This window comes from Fibrobacter sp. UWT2, from assembly GCF_900142545.1.
Classification (GTDB): domain Bacteria; phylum Fibrobacterota; class Fibrobacteria; order Fibrobacterales; family Fibrobacteraceae; genus Fibrobacter.
The window spans coordinates 1-25,008 of sequence record NZ_FRBF01000021.1 but is presented as its reverse complement, the minus strand read 5'-3'; the positions used below and the strand labels follow the sequence as shown (position 1 = coordinate 25,008).

General features: G+C 51.7%; 14 protein-coding genes. 7 read left to right on the top strand and 7 right to left on the bottom strand.

What is annotated here, in order from left to right:
- Positions 1 to 78: 78 nt before the first annotated feature.
- Positions 79 to 3,954 carry a fibro-slime domain-containing protein gene (locus tag BUA40_RS12310; RefSeq protein ID WP_178299642.1) on the bottom strand — a complete coding sequence of 1,292 codons (3,876 nt, stop codon included), beginning with the start codon at positions 3,952 to 3,954 and terminating at the stop codon, positions 79 to 81.
- Positions 3,955 to 4,222: 268 nt separating this feature from the next.
- Between BUA40_RS12310 and pta the strand changes: the two genes are divergently transcribed.
- Complete coding sequence (pta, locus tag BUA40_RS12305) at positions 4,223 to 5,611, top strand: phosphate acetyltransferase (RefSeq protein WP_072801155.1); 1,389 nt, start codon at positions 4,223 to 4,225, stop codon at positions 5,609 to 5,611.
- Positions 5,612 to 5,780: 169 nt separating this feature from the next.
- Here the strand turns inward: pta and BUA40_RS12300 are convergent, their stop codons facing one another.
- Positions 5,781 to 8,357 carry a hypothetical protein gene (locus tag BUA40_RS12300; RefSeq protein ID WP_143149797.1) on the bottom strand — a complete coding sequence of 859 codons (2,577 nt, stop codon included), beginning with the start codon at positions 8,355 to 8,357 and terminating at the stop codon, positions 5,781 to 5,783.
- An 89-nt stretch (positions 8,358 to 8,446) separates the two neighbouring features.
- Positions 8,447 to 9,982 carry an Rne/Rng family ribonuclease gene (locus BUA40_RS12295; RefSeq protein ID WP_072801154.1) on the bottom strand — a complete coding sequence of 512 codons (1,536 nt, stop codon included), beginning with the start codon at positions 9,980 to 9,982 and terminating at the stop codon, positions 8,447 to 8,449.
- 256 nt (positions 9,983 to 10,238) lie between these two features.
- On the opposite strand from BUA40_RS12295, the gene BUA40_RS12290 reads away from it, so the two are divergent.
- The 3 genes from BUA40_RS12290 to ahcY all read left to right on the top strand — a co-directional run bounded on the left by BUA40_RS12290 (position 10,239) and on the right by ahcY (position 14,617).
- Positions 10,239 to 12,692, top strand: a complete 2,454-nt coding sequence (locus BUA40_RS12290; protein ID WP_072801153.1) for a SpoIIE family protein phosphatase — start codon at positions 10,239 to 10,241, stop codon at positions 12,690 to 12,692.
- A gap of 28 nt (positions 12,693 to 12,720) precedes the next feature.
- Positions 12,721 to 13,017, top strand: coding sequence for an STAS domain-containing protein (locus tag BUA40_RS12285; protein WP_072801152.1), 297 nt, complete (start codon positions 12,721 to 12,723; stop codon positions 13,015 to 13,017).
- Positions 13,018 to 13,156: 139 nt separating this feature from the next.
- Positions 13,157 to 14,617: an adenosylhomocysteinase gene (ahcY, locus tag BUA40_RS12280; protein WP_072801151.1), complete on the top strand. Its 1,461-nt coding sequence runs from the start codon at positions 13,157 to 13,159 to the stop codon at positions 14,615 to 14,617.
- 80 nt (positions 14,618 to 14,697) lie between these two features.
- Here ahcY and BUA40_RS12275 read toward each other — a convergent pair whose 3' ends face one another.
- Entirely contained in the window at positions 14,698 to 15,756 is a 1,059-nt protein-coding gene (locus tag BUA40_RS12275; protein ID WP_072801150.1) for a sialate O-acetylesterase, read from the bottom strand.
- 369 nt (positions 15,757 to 16,125) lie between these two features.
- Complete coding sequence (locus BUA40_RS12270) at positions 16,126 to 17,127, bottom strand: hypothetical protein (protein ID WP_072801149.1); 1,002 nt, start codon at positions 17,125 to 17,127, stop codon at positions 16,126 to 16,128.
- A 138-nt stretch (positions 17,128 to 17,265) separates the two neighbouring features.
- Here BUA40_RS12270 and murJ point away from each other — a divergent pair, with 138 nt between their 5' ends.
- On the top strand, positions 17,266 to 18,858 hold the full coding sequence (gene murJ, locus BUA40_RS12265; protein WP_083585399.1) for a murein biosynthesis integral membrane protein MurJ: 1,593 nt from the start codon (positions 17,266 to 17,268) through the stop codon (positions 18,856 to 18,858).
- Between the two features lie 54 nt (positions 18,859 to 18,912).
- On the opposite strand, the gene BUA40_RS12260 is transcribed toward murJ, so the two are convergent.
- The gene (locus BUA40_RS12260) at positions 18,913 to 20,451 is read right to left on the bottom strand and encodes a phosphomannomutase (RefSeq protein ID WP_072801147.1); all 1,539 of its coding nucleotides are present in this window, start codon (positions 20,449 to 20,451) and stop codon (positions 18,913 to 18,915) included.
- Between the two features lie 12 nt (positions 20,452 to 20,463).
- Positions 20,464 to 22,227: an FISUMP domain-containing protein gene (locus BUA40_RS12255; RefSeq protein WP_083585398.1), complete on the bottom strand. Its 1,764-nt coding sequence runs from the start codon at positions 22,225 to 22,227 to the stop codon at positions 20,464 to 20,466.
- Between the two features lie 193 nt (positions 22,228 to 22,420).
- Here BUA40_RS12255 and BUA40_RS12250 point away from each other — a divergent pair, with 193 nt between their 5' ends.
- Together BUA40_RS12250 and BUA40_RS12245 are read left to right on the top strand one after the other, a co-directional pair.
- Positions 22,421 to 24,055, top strand: coding sequence for an endo-1,4-beta-xylanase (locus tag BUA40_RS12250; RefSeq protein WP_178299640.1), 1,635 nt, complete (start codon positions 22,421 to 22,423; stop codon positions 24,053 to 24,055).
- Between the two features lie 88 nt (positions 24,056 to 24,143).
- On the top strand, positions 24,144 to 24,899 hold the full coding sequence (locus tag BUA40_RS12245) for an FISUMP domain-containing protein (RefSeq protein ID WP_178299638.1): 756 nt from the start codon (positions 24,144 to 24,146) through the stop codon (positions 24,897 to 24,899).
- Positions 24,900 to 25,008: the final 109 nt, after the last annotated feature.

Here is a 25,008-nt window from a genome sequence, read left to right as displayed (position 1 = left end):
TGGTTAACAATTGTGTAAAATACGTGTATTTTGGGGAAATTTCCCCAAGTACGGGGTAATTTCTCCCAAAAAATTGGACTAAAGGCCCAAATCGATGGCGTTTACCTGGCCGCGACGCACGCCCCACAGGAAGTCCTGCGTGCGGTCGACGATGACCTTGGTGTTCACCTTCACGCGGAAAATGAGTCGGGCGATATAGACGCCGGTTGCAGCCAGACGTCCGTTATCGGAACGCATATTCCATGCCAAGAAGAGTCGGCCATCATTTTCGAGGCAGTTCTGCTTGCCGCCTTCCTTGAAGATGTCATCGTTACAGGTAATGGTACCCGAATGGCTGTTCACGTAGTGACCCAGGCTCGAATAGTAGATCGCCTCGTAACGCAACTCAGTCTTGTCGGCGACGGCGCTCACGATTTTCTGGACGTCGGCCTTGGTTCCGCGTTCGTAGTTACCCAGGTTTTCGCTAGTCAAGAGGTTGTTCTTGTAGGCGTCCACGATGACTTCGCTCAAGCCGTATTGCTTTTTGGCTTCATTGATCGTCATGGTGCCAGCGTCAACAGCGGCAATGATTTCCTTAAGCGTATAGGTCTTGGCAGGAACGCCCGTTTCTTCTTCGAGCTTTGCATCTTCCTTGCTCTTGTAGCCATCGGACTTGTTCTGCACCGCCTTCACGATTTCGGCGATTTCGTTTTCCACAAGTTCAGCCATGTCCAAGTCGCCCAGGTAATGACCCTGCGTGCCGTACTGTGCAGCCACCTGGTCAGCCGACATGGTCGTCTCGGTAGAAACCAGCTTGGGCACGGTCGCTTCGGGGCTCTGGATAATCACGCGGGCACTATCGAAGGTTTCCGATTCGGTAGAAAGGCTTACCACCTTCGGGCTGGTCACGGTCACCTTCTGTTCACCGGTAATGCGAATCCAGGGGTTCAATTCATGCGGAGCAACTCCCACAAGGTCGCGGGCCATACCAATCTGAGACGGCGGCATAAAGCGCACGGAGTCGCCCACGGCAGGAATAATGTCGGTATCGAGGCCCTTCGGGAAGATGAGCTTCCACTGATCTTCAGGAGAGGTCAGAATGTCGCTTGCACTCTTGACAATGGAATCCTGGACGTTGTTCTTCCAGCAATGGAACCTAAACAATTCGGTGTGGGCTTCGGTGCCGTCAATGCCTTCACTGAAGGTCAATGTCACCTGCGTATTGCCGTCTTTCAGGTACTTGACTTCGGCGGCGGTAATCACCGGGCCTACCATATCCGTCAAGGAACCGTCAACAGGGAAATGCGCCATCTTGTTGTCTTCGTCAGTGTAGGTGTACCAGATGTTGATCAAGCCAGCATAAGGGCTATTCTTGCCACCGGTAAAGATGGGTGATTCGAAGCTTGCACCCGGAGCCGTAATTGAAAGAGAGACATCGCCGATGTTGTAGCCGTCGACCTTGTAGGCGACCTTGGTCACCTTGTATTCTTCGTAGTCTTCCTGGAACAGGAACTTGACAGAATCGACAATGGTTCGTGCATCGATCGGCTTGGTCAGCTTAATCCAGATGCTGTCGGCGCGACCATCACCTGTACGGTCGTAGATATAGGCGTTTTCAATCTGCGGAACCGGAGGCACCGCGATGTTGATCTTGGTCCAGTGAATTTCCTTGTTCTTGGAGCCTTCGGTCGAGACAGTGAGTACACCGTCGATCACTTCGTCGGTCGCCTTCACAAAGAACCTTGCGCGGCCACCCATCAGCAGCACCTGGTCAATGGGGTTACCCATGGCGTCGCAAATCGTCAGATTCGGAGTCGAAGTCTTGATGTTCACGGCAATGCCATTGTAGATCATAGCCCATTCTTCGGCATACATGATGTTGACGAGGTAAGATTGTCCAGCCCAGAGCTTTTCGGAATTGTCCCTGATCAAGTTGATGGGCAAGGTATCGCTAGAAATGTCGCGGCTCAGTTCATCGCCAAAGGGGCTCCAGTATTCCGTGAAATTCAGAGTATCCTGGGTGTCAAAATCCACGATGGTGTAAACAGAATCCTTTACGCTTGCAAAGGCGAGATTCGGCAGTTCATACGGTTCAATAGTAAACGGAATATCCTTGTAATCATCCGGATTGGTCTTAAGGCGCACGCGGACATAGTAGTTGCCGGGCGGCAACGCCTGAGCCTTGGTGATTGCCTTGGTGTCAATCGTAATCATGGTGAAGTCGTTTGTCACGGTAATGCCGCTGTAGTAAGCGGAATCGAGTGTCTTGAGGGCGACACCATTCTTGTCGAGGCTCTTTCCGTACAAAGTAAAGTTCGACGGACCGAGTTCGGTGTGCTGCTTTTCGGGGCTTGTAGAGAAGTCGCAAGCGAGAACCGTTTCGCGCACGATCTGCCACACTTCCTTGACAATCAACTTCGGGTCATCCGACAAGTCTGTCAGGAACATGCTGGCTTCGGCCTTCAAGTCCATGGAGGTACGCATCTTGAAGTTCGATTCGTTGCGGTGACGTTCGGCGTAGAAGATGTGGAAGGGATAGGTTTCTCCAGGAACCAGTTTTTCAGCAGGATTGTTCTTGCCGATGGTATCGAGCTTGACCTTGCCTTCGATCTGCGTATGCTGACCGCCGATGTCCACCACCAGCTTGTTGTTGATGAACACCCAAACGTCGTCGTCACCCAGGAATTCAAAGTACTGGCCAGGCACATATTCAAAGGTAGCCTGAATCTTCATGGTGAAGCCATAGTTGTGACGGCCAATGGTCGAATCGCCCAGAATGCTGTCGTACATGGGGTTCGGCACGGTACCAGCTTCGTCGAGGAACTGGAAGTCATCCAAGAAGAACAGACCCTTTTCTTCGCTATCCTTGTTCTTCTGGCCGAACCAGAAACCATCGTCGGTAAGCGTCAGTTCAAGGTCGCGGCAAGTGGCGTTGGTGTAGCTGTTGCCGGCTGCATCCGTAGCAACGACTTCGGGCAAGAACCAGTTGCCGAGGTGTTCTGTCGTTTTGCAATTGCTGGGGAAGTCGGCGGCAGGAACAGGCACGCCGTTCGGGCCGAGTTCACGTTCGACCATGTTCCTCATCACCTGGTGACCATTGTCGTTCTTGCATCCGCCAGTACCGAAGTCCTGGCTGGTAGTGTTGGCTTGTGCAATGGTATTTTCTTCGTCGCTACCATCGCCATGCAGCCAGTCAAACATCATGACCGGGAGTTTCTTGATGGGGCAATCGCCCAGTTCACCGGGAAATTCCGTATAGAGTTCCGGTTCGCTATACTTGGAGCCCACAATCCAGACGGTGTCAGAAGCTTGAAGCAAGGAGTCCAGCTTGATTTCCTGCTCCACGGGAATTTCTTCCTTGGAGGCGCCTTCGGCACCGATATGCAAATCGCCGATAGTCTGCTTAAACGACACGTAGGCATCTTTGGGGGTCAGTACGGCGCGGTATTCGAACCAGCCGCAGTAGGGACTTCCCACCGGAGTCGTGTAGTCGGCCTTGCCGTTCAACATAATGACCACGCCCGTGTTGCTCCAGGGAGCAAGGAAACGGATCGTCTTCTTGGCCGGTTCTACAATAACAGGTTTTTCATCGGTAGTCGTCAGCGTACCGTCAGCATTAATCTGGATCCAGACCTCAAAGACCTGCTGGCTATCGACGCCGTTCTTATATTCCGGGAACAGTTCCGCGAGGAAGGGTTCGTGGCCTTCGTTCAAGTAAGAGGCGCAGGTATCCTTGCCCTCGGCGCAGAAAGAACCGAAGCGCAGCTGGCGCACGTCTTCTCGACCTTGACGGTCGGAACCTTCAAGACGTTCCTGAGTGAAGCAGACTTTAAACGTACCGTCGTCGTCTTTGCTCAGTTGCTTGTACTTGAAATTGGCTTCATTGTCTGCGTAGAAAAGGTTGTTGCCATCGTATACAACATGGGCTATGGCTACACAGTCCTGCGCAAATGTGTTAACAACTAAAAGGGTCAAGCACAATGCTAAACCCCGGAAAAAGTTTTTGCACTTCATCCGTTCTCTCCATGAATGTCCCACACACAAGACACAACCAGCATAAAAATAGGTTATTTTACAATACCTATCTGAAAATAAACCTTTACCAGGTGGTCTTTTTGCGGATTTTATGGGGTCTTTGGAGAGAATTTCGATAAAATCCACTAATTAAATACAAAAAGTAAGGCCTGCAGGGTATCAAAATCCTAATTTTTAGGAGGAATTTACAAATCAACAGGAGTTTTTTATGAATCGAGTGTATTTGGTCGCCTCCGCCAATATGGAAGCCAAAGTCAAGGAAGTCATGGATGCAGTCGCAGGTGCCGGCCTAATTGCTGCCGCCTACAAGCCCTGCGTGAACGGTGCCGACGCCGTCAAGGAACTGAAGGCCCACAATTCCGCCGTGCTTATGGAAAAGATCGCGGCCGACTTTCTTTCGCAGGACTTTGATTCCGTAGACGCCGTGGTGGTCGAAGGTGCACAGGGCATGAGCGACGTGATGGCCCAGAAGTACAATGATTCTTTGGCTACCGCCCTCGACGCCAAGATTTATTCTGACGGTGAAGACGCCGACTTGTTCTGCCCCAAGCGCCTGCTCGCTTGCTGCAAGTGCCTCGCTGCAGACCTTGCCGCCGAACCCGCCGAACGCAAGACCAGCCAGGCCATGTTCCGCGCAGGCCTTCTCCTCAAGGCTTCCAAGGCCAAGAAGCGCATTGTGCTCCCTGAAGGTTCTGAACCGCGTACCGTGCAGGCCGCAAAGCTCGTGATTGACCGCAAGATCGCCGTGCCCGTGCTCATCGGCAAGAAGGACGAAATCTTCGCCGTTGCCAAGGAACAGGGCGTTGCTCTCCCGGCTGACATTGAAATTATCGAACCGTCTGCAGAACTCGCTGAAAAGTACGTGCCGACTCTCGTGGAACTCCGCAAGTCCAAGGGCATGACTGAAGACCAGGCCCGCGCCGCTCTTGCCGACAATGTAATGCTCGGCACCATGATGCTCAAGATGGGCGAAGTGGACGGCCTTGTTTCTGGCGCCATCCACTCTACCGCCGACACCTTGCGCCCTGCCTTGCAGGTGATCAAGTGCGCTCCGGGCGTGAAGTCCGTGAGCTCCGTGTTCTTCATGTGCATGCCGGACAAGACCTACATTTACGGCGACTGCGCCATTAACCTGAACCCGACCGCCGAAGAACTCGCCGGCATTGCCCAGCAGTGCGACGACACCGCTAAGGCCTTCGGCCTCCCGAGCCGTGTCGCACTCCTCAGCTACAGCACCATGAACAGCGGCAAGGGCCCGGATGCAGACCTGGTTCGCGAAGCAACCAAGATTGTGAAGGAAGCACGCCCCGAAATGCTCGTCGATGGTCCACTGCAGTACGACGCCGCGACCGTGCCGAGCGTCGGTTCCCTGAAGGCCCCGGGCAGCACCGTCGCCGGCAAGGCTACCGTGTTCGTGTTCCCGAGCCTTTCTGCCGGTAACATCGGCTACAAGGCCGTGCAGCGCAGCGCCCATGGCACCATCGCTATTGGCCCGATGTTGCAGGGCTTGGCTAAGCCGGTGAACGACCTTAGCCGCGGCGCCCTTGTGGAAGACATCGTTTACACGATTGCTTTGACCGCCGTACAGGCTAATTAGACCGTTCGCGCCCAATCGTACAAGTACGTACCCAGAGCGCTCACTCTCGCAATCGCGACCCGTTAACACCGGGTCGCTTTTTGCTCACGACAAGACCATTCAGCTCTAACGAAACTATATACAAGAAGCGCCTCGTTAAACGAGGCGCCTTTTCTTTCTCAAACTGTTTTTACTTTACGGAAACGGTTCTTGTGATTCCGCCGATGGTAATCAGGTAACGGCCTTTGTTCGGCAAGCTTATTTCGAAGTCGGATGTTCTGATTCTAGGACCTGCAAATCCTGCGACTGAAATGATTCGGCCCTGAATATCAAGCACAAGGAATCTTGCGCCGACGGCGGCACCTGCAATCTTGACCGTGTTCCCGAAAGTGGCTACCGTAAACGCATTGACGTTTGAATTGACGCTGGGCTTGACAGCGGTGCGCCCGCCATCATAACCTTCGACACCAGCGCCGTTCAGGAGCGGATAAGGATCCGTTCCTACTTTCTGTCCCCACACGTGGCCGTCTACACCTTCGGCGCTGTAATTGTACAGCTCCCAGGCAACGGTACCGTTAGCGAATTCTTCGGCGGTATTCTTTCTGGTATCATCTCGCGTGCAAGGCATTTGTTCGATGTAGAAGACATTGATCATTGTCGAAGATGTCAACTGGCACGAATTCAAAGCCAGATCGCTTGTCGTATAGGAATTCGTGATGACGACATTAGCTGTTGTAGGACCAAAGCCAGATCCCGGTACAATTTCATTGGACACGTTGTTATGATATTTGTTTTCTCCGACATCTCCGACATTGTACGAATTGACTATTGTGGCTTGACCAATATCGCCGATCATTCCGCTAGCGCCACAAGAGCCACGAATAAGCCCATCATTATGAGAGGTCGATATATTGACGGTAGCGCCCGCACCGACAAGACCAGACGCTTTATCCCCCGTAATCGGAGCATCGTTGTAAGAACCGGTTATATTCAATGTTCCCCAAAAATCAGGAACAAAGCCTGCAGAATAATCGCCACAATGATCGCCTATCTCTGCAGAAATTTCTCCCGAATTGTACGAATTCGAAATGACCGCATAATTAGCGGCGAGGAAACCGACAAAGCCACCAATGTCTCTTCCTCCAGAATAATATTGCTCATTTTTGGATGCCGTCATCTTCGCCGCATTGTAGCTCTTGTCTATAATCAAAGTATCAAGAGCATTATTGTCCAAATAATCACCCATGTTTCCCGAATGAGCAATAAAGCCGCCAACAGTAACCCAGTCCTTGTCTGCGACATCCATAATTCCATCGTTAAAGGAATTGGTTATGAATACAGAGGACACGCGACCCACATCCGCCATGAAGCCTCCCATATAGGCTCTACTCGAGGCATTGGGATACATTCTTCCGGAATGATGGGAATGATCGATGGTAATAGTCAAGGTATCACCACCCACACCGACAAGGCCTCCAAATTCGTGTCCGACAATGGTCATGTCCGTATAAGAGTGAGCGATGGACAAGCCCGTCTTTTCGACAACTCCTCCTACAAGGCCACCTACATGGTTCTTGCCTTCGAAATAGGAATCTACGACACCCACGCTGTCAATAGAAACAACCTTTTTATCTGTACTTTGCACCACGCCAAACAAGCCGATATCATTTCCAGAAGAATTATTGAGATAGAGCCCGCTAATCGTGTGGCCCTTGCCGTTGAATTTTCCCATGAAGGGATTTTGCAAGGTTCCTATCGGCACCCAGTACAGCAAATGATCGGTGTCTTTGCGGAGAGAATCGGCAGAAGTCAACACACTCTTGTTCACGACAATGTCTGCCGTAAGTTCACCGCAGGCATCCTGTTCCTTTTCGAATCCGTCCTTTCCGCTAACAAGGTATGCAAAGCCGTAAAGTTCGTTTGCATTGCCAATCTGGTAGCAACCGTTAACCTTTTGAGGAATCGTTACATCAAACCATTTTGCATACATCACGACGCTGTCGAATTGAACTACAGAAAGCGGTTCGCTAAACCGGGCGAACGGAATATAGAAAGTATCCTTGGCATCTTTTTCCAACATCCAGCCTTGGAAAATGTGGCCATCCCAATGCGTAGAATCTTGCCAAAGGTAACAGTCCGCAAAAGAGGAACAGCTTCTTTCAAGGTATCTTCCGGGACCGCCATTCATATCTGCAATAACACGATAACAGTTGTAGTCAAACATGACTTCCAACAAAAGGTTCATGTCGGGCATTTCAAAGACGTACACGCTGTCTTCTGTTTTAATTTCAGTTCTTTCAGAACCACTGCGGTCATACCACTTGATCCAATGGTAGCGTTCTGCCGGTATAGGCGTCATTTTAACGGAATCGCCAACGGCAGCTGCAAGCAGGAACTTGGTCTTTTCCATATCCGTTACGGCGGCATAGCCGTGAGAGATATACTGGTTTCCGTATCCTGTTTCGAACCAAGAAATTCTGCGGACGTCCTCTTGTTTTTCGAACCCGATATTGATGGTCGCATCACCCTGGATATTGGCCACGCAACTATCAGGAACGCAGGACAAAATAGACGACCCTGTACCCTTCAACGAGGCGCTCGCCCAAGTGTATCCGCTAGGGGCGCTGCACTTGACCGTGACAGAATCTTTAACGCCATCCGACGTGCAAGAACCGCCTTCGGCACCTGTATAGTTGTATGTGATGGTATATGCGTTGGCCAAAGCCGCAAATGCGGCAATAGTGAAGAACATCCACTTAAACATCATTTCCTCCTTTTTCTGCAATATAAAAATCATTTATATAAAAACAAGGGCCGCTCCGTCGGAGCGGTCCCGTTAATTGTATGACAAGAAGGTTACACGAACTTGTAGAGGTCGGTAATGTCTTCGTTGTTCTTGTCGTAGAACCAGAACTGGTTGATATGGGCGTGTTCGTCTTCGACCAGGCTGATGCTCATGCCATGCTTGTATTCCAAGTAGTTGAACATGCGGTTGTGGTCCTTGCAGAGCACGTCGATCACCTGGGCGCTTACCACGAGAGTGACTTCGCGGAGCTTGCCCTTGGCCTTGGCGCGTGCCATCCAGCGATCGATCATGCCGAGCGTGGATTCGAGCGTTGCAATGCGGCCATCGCCGTCGCACACCGGGCAGCGTTCGGTCTTTTCAGTCATCAGGTTCACGCGGACGCGCTTACGGGTGACTTCCATAAGGCCAAACTGGCTGATGGGAGCGGGGCTGATCGGGGCCTTGTCGCGGCGGATTGCCTTGCGGAATTCCTGGTAGACCTTTTCGTTGTCTTCTTCGGATTCCATATCGATAAAGTCGATAATGATAAGGCCACCCACGTCGCGCAGACGCAGCTGCTTTGCAATCTCGTAGCAGGCGTCGATGTTGGTTTCGAGGATGATCTTGCCCTGGTCCTTGCCGTGCACCTTCGGTCCGGTGTTCACGTCAATAGAGACGAGAGCTTCGGTCTGTTCGATGACGAGGTTACCACCACGCGGAAGCGATACCTGACGCTGCAGGGAACGTGCGTAGTCGTTTTCGATCTTGAAGTATTCGAACAGGCTTTCGTTGCTGCTCCAGAGCTTCACCTTGTCGAGCTTGTCCGGCGAGAGCACCTTGAGGTATTCACGCAGGGCGAAGTATTCGTCGCGGTTGTCGATATACACGTAGTCGGTGTTATCGCTGAAGTATTCGCGCACAGTCTGTTCAATAGAATCGGATTCTTCGTAGATGCAGGTTTCGGCAGGCTGGTTTTCGAAGTTGTACTTCGTCTGTTCCCACTTGCTTTCGAGTTCACGCATCTGCTTGTTGATTTCGAATTCGGATTCGTTCAGACCGTTGGTACGAACGATATAGCCCACGTCGCGACCCTTGAGGCGGCGGACCACCTTCTTGAATTCGCGGCGCTTGGCCGGGTCGCGTTCACGCTTGGAGACACCAATGAAGTTGGTGCCCGGCATGCACACGAGGAAACGACCTGCAAAGCTCAGGTGAGTGGTCAGACGAGCACCCTTGGTGCTAATCGGTTCCTTGACCACCTGAACCATGATTTCCTGGCCTTCTTGCAGGATTTCATCAATAGAGACTTCCTTGGAAGAACCGTCTTCATCATCGTCATCACCATATTCGCGACGGAGAAGTTCGTTTCTGTCCATGGCGTCTTCTTGATGCAAAAAGCCTGCCTTTTCAAGGCCAATATCAATGAACGCAGCCTTGAGTGCCGGAAGCACCTTCTGGACCACGCCCTTATAAATATTGCCCAGAACTCGGTTAGAAGAAACACCCTCGACGACAAGTTCAACGAGTTCGCCGTCTTCCATGATGGCGATACGTTTTTCGTAAGGGGTCTTACTAATCAAAATTCCGCGCTTGCACTTATTTGCCATTAAAGCTCCTAAAAGTAAGCAAAACTTGTTGGACGTCCCTAAGAAGCATTCCAAAAGTATGGACGCTTCCGAACCCACGTGCTTCTCTTACGGAAAGTACCGCATTTCCACAGCGTAAAGTCTAGGGAACATAAATATAATAAGTCCGTAACCCCATTTCGGATTCCAAAAAATGAAATAAGGCGAATTTTGTAGAAAAAAAGGCAAAAAAGACAGAAAATTACATATATTTTAAACAATAAGAAGAGAGGAATATATGGGATTTAATTTCCGAGGACTTGCCTTTAAGCAGTCCTTGATGATTCTCGCGGCTATTACAGTCGTGTTCGGCTTGATTTTTGGCATCATGAGTTACAAGACTCAGAACATGCTAAACAAGATGACCGTCGAGAACGGCGAAGAAACAAGCCGCGCCAACGTGAACTACATCGACAAGCTCTTTAACGCAAGCAAGCTCATTGGCGAGGACTTGTCGCACAAACTGACCGATCACCCCATGACCAAAAGCGACATGGACGACTTTTTGATGCAGTCGCTCTTTAACGCCCGCAACCTGGTGCCCCAAGTGGTCGCCGTGGTAGTCGCCTACGAACCGGGCATGGGCCCTGAAACACCGAAGGGTGAATACATGAGGCTCGCCCGCTTCAATCACACCGATACCAAGCTCGTGACCGGCGCCAATTACCAAGACAAGGAATGGTACGCCAGCACCAGAGACGGCAAGACCGCCCGCTGGCAGGAACCGTTCATCGGTGAATTTGTCCCGGAGCCGATTGCTGTGTACACCATTCCCCTTTTCAAGAAAGACAAGAATGGCGAAGACGTACTGGTCGGCGTACTTGCAATAGACATGTCTATCGAGTTCCTTAAAGACGAAATCGGATCGATTCCTATTTCGAACTCAGGGTACGCCCTGATTACCACCGCCAAGAACTTGGCTGTGGCGTACCCCAAGGAACTTGCCCAAGGCAAAAGAAACCGCGACATTATTGTCAAAGAAAAACGAGGCAACAGCTTAACCAATTTTGACCGCAAAGGCCGCGACAACAGCGGGCTGTTTATCGGTACGGTTGCCGACGGCGAAGAATCGGCCATTTACTACACCACCATCAATTCGACCAACTGGACATTCATGGTCGTGTGGCCCATTCAGAAATACCTGGAAGACCAGAGCGCCATGCGCAGGCTGTTCTTGATGATGGCTCTCGGCGGATACGGCGTAATACTCGTAATTATCTTGCTGATTTCGTTCCGCGTGGCAAAGCCGCTCAAGGACTTGACCATTGCGGCCCGCAAGCTCGGGCGCGGAAACTTCGACGTGGCGATTCCGAAAATCACGGGTCATGACGAAGTGGCCGAATTCGCGTGGGCGTTCTCGAACATGCTCACCGAAATCAAAGACAACATTGAAAAGCAGAAGGACATGAAGCGTATCGAACGCGAACTGGACCTTGCCCGAAACATTCAGCTTTCGATGCTGCCCGGCGAAGAACGCGACGAAAATTCTGACGATGACCGCCACGAACTCGCACCGTTCCTGCTGCCCGCCAAGGAAGTGGGTGGCGACTTCTACGACTTCTTCAAGATTGACAATGATCATTTGTGTGTAGTGATCGGCGACGTGTCCGGCAAGGGCGTTGCAGCGGCCCTATTCATGATGGTTGCCCGCATTATCTTGCGCACCATGACCAAGAACCTGAAGTCTATCAGCGAAGCGTTCAACAAGACCAACTACGCTCTTGCCAAGCGCAACCGCCTGAATATGTTCGTAACCGTGTGGGCAGGCATTATCGACCTGCGCACGGGCCATATCGACTTTGCCTCGGCAGGTCACAACCCGCCCGTGGTAAGACACAAAGACGGCTCTACCGAATTTATCCCGAGCAAGTCGAGCATAGTTATGGCCGCCATGGAAAATACGGTTTACAAGCAGCAAAGCTACGACCTGGGAGCTGGCGACACGCTGTTCCTTTACACCGACGGCGTCACCGAAGCTACCGACAGCAACAACGAGCTGTTCAACAACGACAGACTCATTGAAGTCATAAGGAAGGGTGGCGAATTGAGCCCTGCCAACACCTGTTCCTTGGTCAAGAAAGAAATCGACAACTTTGTACAAGACGTTCCGCAGTTTGACGACATCACCATGCTCGCCGTCAAATACAACGGAAGCGATGAACCCGTATGGGAACGCTACGAAAAGACAATTGACGTTATGGGCAGCAACAAGGGCGAACTCAAATCGTTTGTCGAAGATATCTTGACACCAATGGATGGAGCAAAGAAAATGCAAATGCAAGACGCCTGGGAGCGTTATGAAAAAATAGTGGATGTCATTCCCGAAAACCAGGACATCCTGACGGCCTTTGTGGAAGGAATCCTCGCCCCGATGGAAGGCTCCATGAAGTCCCAGATGCAGATCAACATCGCGATTGACGAAATCTACAGCAACATCGTGAAGTTCTCGGGCGCAACGGAAGTGACCTTGATTGTGGAAATCCGCAAGGCAACGCTTTCGGCAAGGCTCACCTTCATTGACAACGGGAAGCCCTACGATCCCATTAAGCAGGCCGACCCCGACATTTCGCTCCCTGCCGAAGAACGTGAAATCGGCGGACTTGGAATCTTTATCGTGAAAAAGACCATGGATAGCGTATGTTACCGTAGAAACGGCGACAAGAACGAACTGGCAATCACCAAGACTTTATAAAAAATTAAATTAAAGAGAGAGGTTAACTATGCAAATCAACAAGACCCTTAACGGAGACGCCCTGACCATCGCTATTACAGGACGTATTGACACCTTGACCGCCCCGCAACTGGACTCCGAAATCCAGGGCAAGCTGGACGGGGTCAAGTCCCTCGTCATCGACCTGAAGAACGTGGAATACATTTCTTCTGCCGGCCTCCGTATTTTCCTTGCCGCCCAGAAAGTCATGAACAAGCAGGGCTCCATGGTCGTAAAGAACGCAAGTTCTGCCATCAAGGAAATCTTTGAAGTCACGGGTTTCTGCGATATCCTGACGATCGCATAAATCCCGAAAACGTTCCAAAAGCGTTCATTTTAAAAGACCCGGGGATTCCTGGGTCTTTTTATTTGTCCCCACTTGACGCTTTTTATGCATATAACTATATTTATGCATAAATAAGAATTTTTGAAAAGGATATATTAATATGGAATACAAAATTAAGGACATTAACCTTGCGATCGAAGGCCGCAAGGAACTCGACTTGGCCGAAACTGAAATGCCGGGCCTGATGGCTCTCCGCAAGGAATATGTAGGCAAGAAGCCGCTCGCTGGCGCCCGTATTATGGGTAGCCTCCACATGACCGTGCAGACCGCTATCCTCATCGAAACGCTCGTGGACCTCGGTGCCGACGTGCGCTGGGTGAGCTGCAACATCTTCAGTACGCAGGACAACGCTGCCGCCGCCGTGGTGGTAGGCAAGAAGGGCACTGTGGAAAATCCGCAGGGCGTGCCTGTGTTCGCCTGGAAGGGTGAATCCTTGGAAGACTACTGGGAAAACACCGCCCGCGCCCTCGTGTGGCCCGACGGCAAGACCCCGGACCTGATCGTGGACGACGGTGGCGACGCTACCATGCTCGTGACCTGCGGTGCCGAATTCGAAGATGCCGGCAAGGTGCCTGAATTCAACCCGGCCACCGACAGCGAAGAATGGGGCGTATTCCTCGCCACCTGCCGTAAGATTTTCGAGAAGGATCCGAAGCAGTGGACCCGCGCTCGCGAAGCTTTGAAGGGTGTTTCCGAAGAAACGACTACCGGCGTGCATCGCCTTTACCAGATGGCCCAGGCTGGCCGCTTGAAGTTCCCGGCAATCAACGTGAACGATTCCGTGACCAAGTCCAAGTTCGACAACCTCTACGGCTGCCGCCACTCCTTGATCGACGGCATCAACCGCGCCACCGACGTGATGATGGCTGGTAAGATCGCAGTCGTTTGCGGCTACGGCGACGTGGGTAAGGGCTGTGCCCAGTCCCTGCGTGGTCAGGGCGCACGCGTAATCATCACCGAAATCGACCCGATTTGCGCTCTGCAGGCTGCCATGGAAGGCTACGAAGTCAAGACGCTCGACGAAGTCGTTAGCTACGCCGACATCTTCGTAACCACCACTGGTAACACTGGCATCATCAGCGCCGCCCAGATGGAAAAGATGAAGAACCGCGCTATCGTGGGTAACATCGGTCACTTCGACAACGAAATCGACATGGCCGGCCTCAAGAAGATTCCGGGCATCAAGCGCAACGAAATCAAGCCGCAGTACGACGAATGGATTTTCGCCGACGGTCACAGCATCCTTATCCTCGCTGAAGGCCGCTTGCTGAACCTCGGCTGCGCTACTGGTCACCCGAGCTTCGTGATGAGTGCAAGCTTCACGAACCAGACCATCGCTCAGATTGACCTCTGGCTCAACGCTCAGGGCAAGCAGACTGTCGCTGGTATCAAGTACGAAAGCGGTGTCGTGTACACCTTGCCGAAGATCCTCGACGAAAAGGTTGCACGCCTCCACCTCGAAAAGCTCGGCGTCCACCTGACGACCCTCACCAAGGCCCAGGCCGACTACATCGGCGTGCCCGTTGAAGGCCCGTACAAAGCTGACCACTACCGTTACTAATAGGTATGAGGTCGCTCCGCTCTGAGGTATGAGCGCGATACTTCTGCAAAAATTTCCCTCGGCGATAGCCGGGGGATTTTTTAATCCGCATTAAAAACGAAGCGAGCTAATATACGTCGGTTGGATTCCACCACGGCTATGGTGCGACCGCATACGGCGGGCGGGAGTTCCCCGCCCTTTTTGTTTAATACGCCGAGCATGTTCCCTTGCAAGTCGAACAGCTTGATTCGCGCATTAGCAGGCGCCCCCAGAATGGAAAAATGCCTGCCGGTCTGTTGCATGGAAATGTACTCGTTGAAGGACAATCCTTTGCGGGGTTCATTGCTCTTGTCCAGCAATTTAAGCATCGTGTCTGCATAGCGTTTTCCCAGCATCTCGTAGCCTTCGCGCGTAAAGTGCAGATAGATACCATCTTCGTTCAAACCGGGGCAGCCTCTAGCCGAAATCACATGTGCATTCGGGATCTTCGCTGCAGCTTTGGTCACCACAGGGTTTCGCCAACCCATTTGGCCGCCAACATCCGATGTCACGAATTCGCCCATAAGAAAGGGGACCTTCGTAGAATCGAGGTTCAAATCTGTCATGAGATCGTGGTACACCTTCTTGACTCGGGCCGACCAGTCTTCCCGATAGGCGTCGGCTTCGCCCTGGTGGAATAGGATTCCCTTGATGACACCTTTGCGCTTTGCGATTTTTCCCAAATCCACGATTCGCTGATACAGGTTTCCGCCATATTCCTTCAAGTACGGTTCCCACCAGGAATCCCCTTCCTTAAGCGTTCTCTTGAGGTATTCCTGATAGCGGTCCTTGTCGAACAAGTCTATGCTTTGCCCACCAATAGAAACGTTTACTACGGCCACCCTAATACTGTCCGGCAAGGAATCAACCATCGCACGACCAAAGAAATCGAGGGGCCCGATTCCGGCTCCGGAATTTCCCAAGGGAGGCGCCGCCATATAGAACTTGCCCATCTTTTGAGAACCCATATCTACAGACCGCAAAACCAGAAAACGGGGATTGTGAATGAAGTCGTCTTTTGTAATAGAAGCGACTCCGGACATGTTAGACTGACCAAAGGCCAAATAGATATGAAGGTTCGGGTTCTGCGCAAAACATACCGTGACCGACAGCCACAGCATGATACTTAACACTTGAGCAATTAAAGTCCTTCTTATCTTCATCGCTCCCTCTCAATCAGAAATATACTCTAATTTTACCCACAAAAGCACCCCCAAAAACCTTTTCTAGGGAAATTGTCCTGTAATCTACGTCACACTGTTTACAAGTGTAACATTACACATTGCTTACATGGCTTTTTTTGCACCCCCGATAATTGTATTTTATGGACATGAATTCGAACGAAATCCAAATTGTCAAACAGATTGTCCTGCTAGTCGTCGCAGCGGTGATGCTGGGCTTTATTTACGGCTAGTTCGTCAATCCCTTTCACAAAAAAAGGCCATTAGAGAATCTCTAATGGCCAAAAATATTTAGCGATCGACTAGCAATTAATAGTTGATAGCGATATAGAAGCTGCCGGCACCAAAGCGACGGTCAAAGCTGTCAAATCCATCCCACAAAGCATCCCATGCAATGCCCAATTCCAACTGAGTTGCCGAATTGCGGAAGAAAATGACACCCAGTTCTGCACCACCGGCAAGACCCAGGGCAAAGCCTTCAGAGTCATCGCTGTAATGGTCGTCCACCTGAAGACCAAGACCAAAGCCAGCTCCCAGGAACGGGGTGATGGTCCCGGTACTGGGGAAGAAACGGCCGCCCAGCAAGAAGGTTTCGTGCCACTGCCATGCATCGCCAAAAGACATGTTCATGTTGTTCACGATGGTAATGGCAGCCTGCGGAATCACTTCGAAAATACGAGCGTAATGGAACACAAAGGCCTGTTCCCAAGACTTGTCGGTATCATAAAGTTCATGGCAGGCGTCAGGAGCATGAGACTTGTCGCAGCCGGGATCCTTGAACTTGTAGTTGTGCCAAATGGCAGCACCCAGACCGTAGCTCACGTAATTACGGGTCGGACGCTTATGGGCAAAATTGTCGTTCGGATCGCCATCGTTACGGTCGGCAGGCACAAGCACAACCACTTCGGGTTCCGAGCGGGGTGCCGTAGAGGCGTAGTTGTCATCAGCAGGAGCGGCATTGTCGTCTGCAACGTTTGCAAGTGCACTCTTGACAGCACCTTCAATGGCCACGTCCAAGTCATCGATGGAGCCGGCCTTCTGCTTGCCGCTACCGACGATAGAGCCATCTTTAACCTGTTCGCAGACAACCACGAAAGAAGATCCCATGGTCATGACGTTGGTACGCAGCTGGATATCTGCGGAGTTGTCCACCGGGGTGTTACCGGTTCCGCTCACGGAGGCGCGGACAATGGACTGGACCATGCTCGGGGCATCGGGCGAAAATTCAGCACCCTGAGGGGCGAGGACTTGAACGTTTGCGGCAAACGAGATTGCTGCCAGAGAGAAAAGGGCCGTAATAATCTTCTTCATGTCCCTAAATATAGATAAATAAAATAGACGAAAGAGAAAGCGCCCCCTTTGCTTATTACTACCTTTTAGCGATGAGGAACGAGAAATTCCATTCCACAGGTCACTTCCAACTTCCTACTGTCTACTTCGTACTAACCTATGAACAAAGCCGCTATTATCGTTGCCGTATCGATGCTTTTGAGCCGCGTGCTCGGAATTTTCCGCGAAATGCTGTTGGCACATGCCGCGGGCGTATCGCTCGAAAAGAATGCGCTTGACCTTGCGTTCATGATTCCGGACATCTTGAATCACGTGGTGAGTACCGGGTTCCTCTCGATTATCTTTATCCCGATTTTTACGGGTTACAAGGTGGCTGGTGACGAACGTGGCGGTTGGAAGTTCTTTAGCAATGTCCTGAATACTTTCGGAATTGCTCTCTTGATTTTAGTGGTACCCGCGTTTATTTGGATGAAGGAACTTTTGCAGCTCCTGACGGTCGAGGGAGCCACGCCGGAACTAATCGAGCGCGCCGCTTACTATGGCCGCATTATTTTGCCGGGACAGGTTTTCATTTTTGTCGGAAGCATTTTGGTTGCCGTGCAGCATACCCGCAAGCAGTTCTTGATTCCGTCGCTGACGGGCCTGATTTACAACGTGGCGATTGTGGGCGGCGGCGCTTTGGGACTTGCGCTCGAAAAGTTCACCGGCACGGAATACGGCCTTGAAGGATTCGCCTGGGGCGTGCCGGTAGGCGCCTTCATCGGCTTCTTTGCCTTGCAGATTTTTGGCGCCCGGCGTGGCGGGGTGCATTATGAACTCTTGGTGCAGCCGACCCACCCCGATATCGTTCGCTACTTCAAGATGATGCTCCCGATGTCGCTTGGTGTGGGTTCTATGTTCGGCCTTGAATTTATTATCAGAAGCTTTGGCGCAAACTTCGGCACCAGCGGCATTTCGAGTTTGAACTACGCTTACCGCGTGATGTACACGCTGGTAGCAGTCTTTGGATTCTCGGTGAGTGTGACGAGCTACCCTGACATGGCTCGCCTCGTTAAAGAAGGCGATTTCGGTCAGCTGAATCGCAAGATTTGGAAGAGCCTTTCGCGCATGTTCTGCATCTTGATTCCGGCCGTAGTTGCCGTATGGGCTTTGAGTTTTCCGGCGGTGCGAATCTTGTTTGAACGCGGCGCCTTCCAGCGTGAAACCACCGAAGCGATTTCTGAAATTCTGCGCTGGTATTTGCCGGTGAGCCTCGGCCTTTGCTTGCAGGCAGTGCTTGTGCGTAGCTTCTACGCCTGCGAACGCATGTGGGTGCCGACGCTTTTGAATACCGGAATCTTTGCAGCAACCATTCCCGCCTACATTCTGCTAGGCGCCCCCGAAGTGGGACTCGGCATCAAGAGCGTGCCGATTATCGGCGCCACCGGTGCATTGCTCCAGGTGCTTTCGATGATCTTGATGTGGGCTAAAAAGAACGGCACCGACGGCATGAAGGACGCCCTATTGAACATGGTGCGCGCCCTCGTGGCCTTCGGTATCATGATTGCAGCCGCAGTCGGACTCGACCGCGTCTCGGGCGCATTCGTGCGCGAAGCAAACTTCGTCGTGCTCGTTGTATACGCCTGCGCCGCCGGTATTTTGCTGTTCACGCTCACGCTGATTATCCAGCGTTACCTCGGAAGCAAAGATGCCAAGGATATTCTCAACGAACTCCTTGGCAAAATCTTAAGAAAGTTGCATCTCGCGCACTAACGGCGATACAACCTCTCGTCTTTCGTCTGTAGCTGCGCAGCAGCGTTCTTTCGTCTATTTACGCCAGGATTCCATGATCTTCATGCAGCCAGCGAGTAGCTCGGCGGAGCGGTCCTTGGCTTCGGTTTCCACATAGCAGCGGAATTCCGGAGCGTTACCGCTCGGACGCAAGTGCACGATATCGCCGGAATCAAATTCCATGCGGTAACCGTCAGTTTCATCAATCGAAACGACTTCGCCGTGGAACGGCTTGGGAGCCGGGCCATCTTTAGGCTTGAACTTGGAAGGCTTTGCGGTAAGCGAGCCGAACAATTTGGCACCGAGTTTCTTTTCGCGGATTTCGGCGAGCTTTGCCTTCGACACTTCGGTCGGGAATTCCTTGAGGCGGTCGCTGAGCGTAAAGCGTTTCGGAAGTTTCTTGAGCAAGTCGACCACGCACATTTTCTGTTCGCGGACCATGACCATCACGGCAATCATCGGGAGCAATGCATCGCGGGTCGGCAAAGCCGGAAGCGTGCGGGTCGCGCCGTCTTCGAAAGAACGCGTGAGGTTTGTTTGCAGCAAGAATCCACCGTTTGCTTCGTAGCCTGCGACAGAGACGCTCTTGTCATTTGCATCAACGAGGCTTTCCATGCCGGCAATCACATAAGGGCTTCCGATGCGCGTGCGGCAAATCTTTTCGAAGCTGCCGGATTTTTCAAGCGACGTGTTGCAACTCACCGGAGTTGCAATGCGCTTGATACCAAGCGCCTGGGCAGCCAAGATGCCCAGCACGTCGCCACGCAGCCACATGCCTACATCGTCTGCCAAAAGCGGGCGGTCGCTATCGCCATCGGTACTGAAGATTGCATCTACGAAATCCTTGTGCGCAAATTCGCGGGCCAAGTCTTCGTCTTCCTTACGGATTGCTTCGGTATCCACCGGAATAAAGGTTTCGCTGCGGGCGAAAGGCTTGACTGTTGCGCCCAAGCTTTCGAGCACCTTCACCACAATATCGCGGCCCACGGCGGAATGCTGGTACACGCCAATGGTCAAGCCCGAAAGAGCCTTGGTGCCAAAGAAAGCCGGATAACGCTTCACGTAATTTTCTTCGGCTTCCGCTTCGACAGCCGGGAGCGCGGGGGCGTTCTTGAGCATACCCTTCGCATCAAAAATCGCTTCGTCGAAATCCACCGACTGCGAAACAATTCCCTGTTCGTCTTTCTTGGTGATTTCGCCCTGCGGGTGGTTGAACTTGATACCGTTACGGTCGGCCGGAATGTGGCTACCCGTCACCATGATGGTCGGGAGAGCCTTATCGATACCGTACAATGCGATTGCCGGGCTCGGAATACGGCCACAGTAAATCACCTTCCAAGAAGAATCTTCGCCAGCCTTCACCAAGGCCTTCAAGATGCGTTCGGTACTCGGACGCAAGTCACCTGCAATCGCAATCGTGTGATCGCACTTGTAGCTAGCCTCGCAGTACTTGATGAACGAGCGCGCATACACATAGCACACGCGATCCGTCATCGCCGTCACCAGGCCGCGGGCACCGCTAGTACCGAATGCCACGCCGGACTGTTTCATTACTTCTTGCATCGTAACGCTCATAAAAACCTCAAGCTAGTTGTTGTAAATGCAGCGAATATAGGCTGCGGTATATTTGTGTGCATTATCCATACCTATGGACGAATCCTTACGGTAGGCCCAAAGGTACGCATATTCAAATTTGTGCGACGTACCGGTCACATCGTATTCCGTCGTACTCCAGAAAAGCGCTTGTTCTCCAATCTTGATATACTTGCCGTAATATTCGTATTCACCCCCAAGCTGATTTGTAAAGTTAGCGATTGCATCGGGGTTCCTCAAAGCATAATTATAAAGGGTAAGCCATTCATCTTGACTCGGAATATGCGTTCCTTCCGGGCAAATTCCACGATACGGCAACTCAATTTCGCCCAACTGTTCGCGGTCATACTTCGTACTCACCGCCATCGCCGTCGCCCAAGTATACAGTCTGCCATATTTTTCGCAGTTCTCTTCTTCATCTGCGTAGCAGCGGCTATTCTTCATAGGAACTTCCAAATTCTTGGTGGTCCATACCTGGTCACCAATCTCTATGCGTCCCAAGTCGGGATATTCGTAGTCCTTCCACGAATCGTCTACAACGTCTTCGCTAGAAGAAGATTCGACACTAGATGAAGATGCATCGCTGGAAGAAGACATAACCAACACAAGTCCATCGCCCTTGACGCAACGAACATATGCGCCCATATACTTGTGCGGGTTACTCCTTGCGATAGAGCCGTCCTTGCGATACGCCCAAATCCATGCGAATTCAAACCCGAAAGCCGTTCCCGTCACATCGTACTCCGTAGCGGTCCAGAAAACCGTTTCTACATCTTCGTCCCGATAGAAAGCCTTCCAGTCATACGCACCGCCAATCTGGTTCGTAAAATACGCCTTGTATTCAGGATGTTCTTCGATATATTCGTTAAGTTCCGTCCATTCATCATCCGTCGGCAAGTGTGAACCTTCGGGGCAAATTCCACGATACGGCGTAATCAGGAACCCGAGTTCTTCGCGATCGTACTTAGTGTCGATTGCCATAGCCTGCGCCCAAGTATAGATTCGGCCATACTTTTCGCAATTGGCAGGATCATCGTCATAGCAACGACTTCCTTCTACAGCAATATCCAGATTCCTGGTCATCCATTCCTGGTTTCCGATTTCCACGAATTCATCGGTTACAAGGGCCATTTCACTGCTGCTTGATTTCGTTTCACTAGAAGAGGAACTTTTTGCATCAACGGCATTTCCGTTAGACGAACTGGACGATTGTGCAGACTGCGACGAAGAACTGGACTGTACCGAGGAACTCGAACTTTCTTCGGGGGCGTTTAAATCCACATTGCGATAATACGCAACACTGTCTTCCGTTTTACAATAGCATTCGTCAAAAGTTTTTTCGGGAGCATTGGCAACAAATCCATTAAACTGGTAATTGTCTTCTACACCCAATTTGTACTTACAGCCATCGACATCTGCCCAAAGATGACTATAGCCTCGTTCGGTGAGGACCTCTATATCAAAGCGTTTTTTTGATTGATTGAAATCTGCCGACACGCACCTTGCGTAAAAGGAGAGCATATAGCTCATGCGTTCTGACAATTCGTCGCATACCGTTTTTTCAAGATAGCTGCCGGCAGAAATACTTTCAGACCATCCGGAATCAGCATCTACGCCATAAGTATCATAGCAGCGGTCAATCTTAGGCTCTTCTATAATCGCAACAATCCTGCCGCTGCTGGAATCATCATCGCCACAGCCGTAAAAAGATGCGGCCATCGCCAAAGTGAACAGAACTTTTGTTACGATCTTCCTCATAGAAGAAAAGGTAGAAAAATACGCAATAATCCCTTATTAGGGGCATCGCCCTTACTGGGCGCACAATGACAAATAAGGCTTTTGAGCGTCAAAAACACTTGATACAGCCGTATACGAAATCACCGCTTTTCCGCTAACACCCCCTGAAAAAAGAGGATATTTTCTATTTTGGATGTTAAAAAAAGGGATGAATATGCTCAAAAAATTCTTGTCCGTGTGCGCCCTCGGCGCTTCTGCCACCCTGGCAGCACCGCTCCTCACCAACGGCGACTTGTCTTATGGTGACGGCGGTTGGTATGTTTGGAACAACCCCGATGGCCCCGCCAAGTACGAAAGCAAGATTGGTGTCGAAGGCCTGGGCGTAAACGGCAGCGAAGGCGTAAAGCTCACGGTGACCGAACTTCCGAACCCCTCATGGGGACTCCAGTTGCAGCCGCCTAAGTGGCTCGCCGACTCCGCCTACTACAAGCTCACTTTTAAGGCCAAGGGTAACGTACCCATCAACGCAATTGTTCAAGGTGGCGCTCCGGACTGGCGCCAAAAAGAAAGCGCCTCGTTCATGCTGACCAAGGACTGGAAGGAATATTCCATGATCTTCCTTGCCGACCAAAAGGGCTACGGCGTCAATAACATCACCTTCCATGTGGGACTTGCCAAGGGTTGGCTCCAGATGGACGATGTTGCCGTCGAAAAAGTCGAAGGCATGGATGACATGAGCTGGTACAACAATTCCGCCGCACGCATCGACAGCCTGCGCAAAAAGGAATTGACCGTGAAGGCGGCTCCCGGCGCCCAGGTGAAGGTAGAACTCATGCGCCACGCATTCCCCTTCGGCACAGCACTCGCCCTTTACCCCAGCAAGGACAGCGTCGAAACCTGGTACCGCAAGACCGCCAATAAGTACTTCTGGTACGGCGTTCCCGAAAACCAGTTCAAGTGGCCGGAATACGAACCCAAGAAGGGCAAAATCCGCCGCGACGAATTCAAGCAGTACCTCGACTACGTGAAGGACTACAACTGGGGATTCCGCGCACACGCCCTCATGTGGGGTATCCAGGGTTACGGCTACGACAAGCATTTCAGTTTCAAGGGCAGTTGCAAGGATATCGGCGAAAAGCTCAAGGCACGCATTACCCGCGACATGACAGAATACAAGGGCCGCATCAAGGAATACGACGTATGGAACGAAGTCTTCCACGAACCCTTCGTGTTCAACAAGTGCGGCTGGGATTTGCTGGATAGCGCCCACATTTGGGCCCATAAGGCAGACCCCGACGCGCGACTCTTCATCAACGAATACAACGTCGTTGTCGCCGGCGAAACCGACCGCCTCTACGACATCGTCAAAGGAATGCTTGACCGCAAGGTGCCTGTACACGGAATCGGCGTGCAATGCCATTTTGGCGACCGTCAGCTGAACCCGGCCTTCATCAAGGCGCGCCTCGACAGGCTCGGCTCTTTGGGCCTCCCCATCAAGGTGACCGAACTTGACTTTGGCGACTGGCAGAAGGGCATGTACTTTGGCGAAGACGAACAGGCCCGCCGCTACGAGATGTTCCTGCGCATCGCCTTCAGCCACCCGGCTGTGGAAGGCATTGTGCTGTGGGGCTTCTGGGATAACCGCCACTGGGTTAAAAACGGCGGCATCATCGCTGCCGACGGTCGCGAAAAGCCCGCCGCCAAGCTCATTTACGACTTGTGGCACAAGGTATGGACCACCAACGGAACGTTCAAGGCCGACGAAAACGGTGTCGTGAAGTTCCGCGGCTACCCCGGCAAGTACAAAGTAACCATCGACGGCAAGTCTGAAATGGTTGAATTGAAGTAACGAAGGATCTCTACTAGATTTTCAAAAGATGCTCCCATGTGGGGCATCTTTTTCTATTATTCCCTTGAACACACTCTGTGAGGAAAATATGAAAAGACTCTACAAAATCGCAATCATGTCGTGCGCTGTGGCATTTTCAGCCTGCGACGATTCCACATCTGCCGACAACGGCGATTCTACGGCCTGCAGTGAAGCCGTGAAAACAGAGTGTCCTGCCACACTTGCAAATGGTACCATCTGCGATAGTCGCGACGGAAAAATCTATAAGATTACAACCGTCGGAACTCAAGTCTGGATGGCGGAGAACTTGAACTACTTTTCCTGCAGCATCAAAGATGACAGCTGGTGCTACGACGACAATGCAGAAAACTGCGACAAGTATGGTCGTCTTTATAGCTGGACAGCTGCAATGGGAATCGATAAGTCCTATCAGACTGAGTATGCGAACTTGACCGGAGTGCAGCGCGGCAACTGTCCCGAAGGATTCCACATGCCGTCGGAGGCCGAATGGAGCGACTTCTATGACTTCGTACAGAATTATGCCATAGATCAGAGTAACGATGAAGGCGCGGTCGTTCGTGCCAAGGGAATGTGGCCTAACGAATCGTATTACCCGGCAACCGATGACTTCGGATTCGCGATGCTGCCTGCTGGTAGAAAATCCTTCTCCGGTTATAAAAGCCTTGGCGAAGAGGCTCTTTTCTGGACAGCGGACGAAGACCATCGTGATATTGTTGGCGGCCCCCGCAATGTCGGTATCTGGACCGTGACGAGCATGTTCGGCTTTGGCGGCGGTTCTATCATGAAGGATGAAGGCATCTCCGTCCGCTGCATTAAGGACTAAAAATTTCCGCACAAAAAAAGTGACCCGCCGGCATAGCCGGCGGTTCTTCATATACGGGCATAGCCCTAGGATACTAGCAACGCGTTGCACGCGTTGACGGCCTGACACT

Excerpts from the sequence above, each read along its gene's own strand:
- BUA40_RS12295 (WP_072801154.1), bottom strand. The coding sequence starts at position 9,982 with ATGGCAAATAAGTGCAAGCGCGGAATTTTGATTAGTAAGACCCCTTAC.
- BUA40_RS12260 (WP_072801147.1), bottom strand. The coding sequence starts at position 20,451 with ATGAGCGTTACGATGCAAGAAGTAATGAAACAGTCCGGCGTGGCATTC.
- BUA40_RS12255 (WP_083585398.1), bottom strand. The coding sequence starts at position 22,227 with ATGAGGAAGATCGTAACAAAAGTTCTGTTCACTTTGGCGATGGCCGCA.
- BUA40_RS12300 (WP_143149797.1), bottom strand. The coding sequence starts at position 8,357 with ATGATGTTTAAGTGGATGTTCTTCACTATTGCCGCATTTGCGGCTTTG.
- ahcY (WP_072801151.1), top strand. The coding sequence starts at position 13,157 with ATGGAATACAAAATTAAGGACATTAACCTTGCGATCGAAGGCCGCAAG.
- BUA40_RS12290 (WP_072801153.1), top strand. The coding sequence starts at position 10,239 with ATGGGATTTAATTTCCGAGGACTTGCCTTTAAGCAGTCCTTGATGATT.
- BUA40_RS12285 (WP_072801152.1), top strand. The coding sequence starts at position 12,721 with ATGCAAATCAACAAGACCCTTAACGGAGACGCCCTGACCATCGCTATT.
- BUA40_RS12270 (WP_072801149.1), bottom strand. The coding sequence starts at position 17,127 with ATGAAGAAGATTATTACGGCCCTTTTCTCTCTGGCAGCAATCTCGTTT.
- murJ (WP_083585399.1), top strand. The coding sequence starts at position 17,266 with ATGAACAAAGCCGCTATTATCGTTGCCGTATCGATGCTTTTGAGCCGC.
- BUA40_RS12245 (WP_178299638.1), top strand. The coding sequence starts at position 24,144 with ATGAAAAGACTCTACAAAATCGCAATCATGTCGTGCGCTGTGGCATTT.
- pta (WP_072801155.1), top strand. The coding sequence starts at position 4,223 with ATGAATCGAGTGTATTTGGTCGCCTCCGCCAATATGGAAGCCAAAGTC.
- BUA40_RS12275 (WP_072801150.1), bottom strand. The coding sequence starts at position 15,756 with ATGCTGTGGCTGTCGGTCACGGTATGTTTTGCGCAGAACCCGAACCTT.
- BUA40_RS12250 (WP_178299640.1), top strand. The coding sequence starts at position 22,421 with ATGCTCAAAAAATTCTTGTCCGTGTGCGCCCTCGGCGCTTCTGCCACC.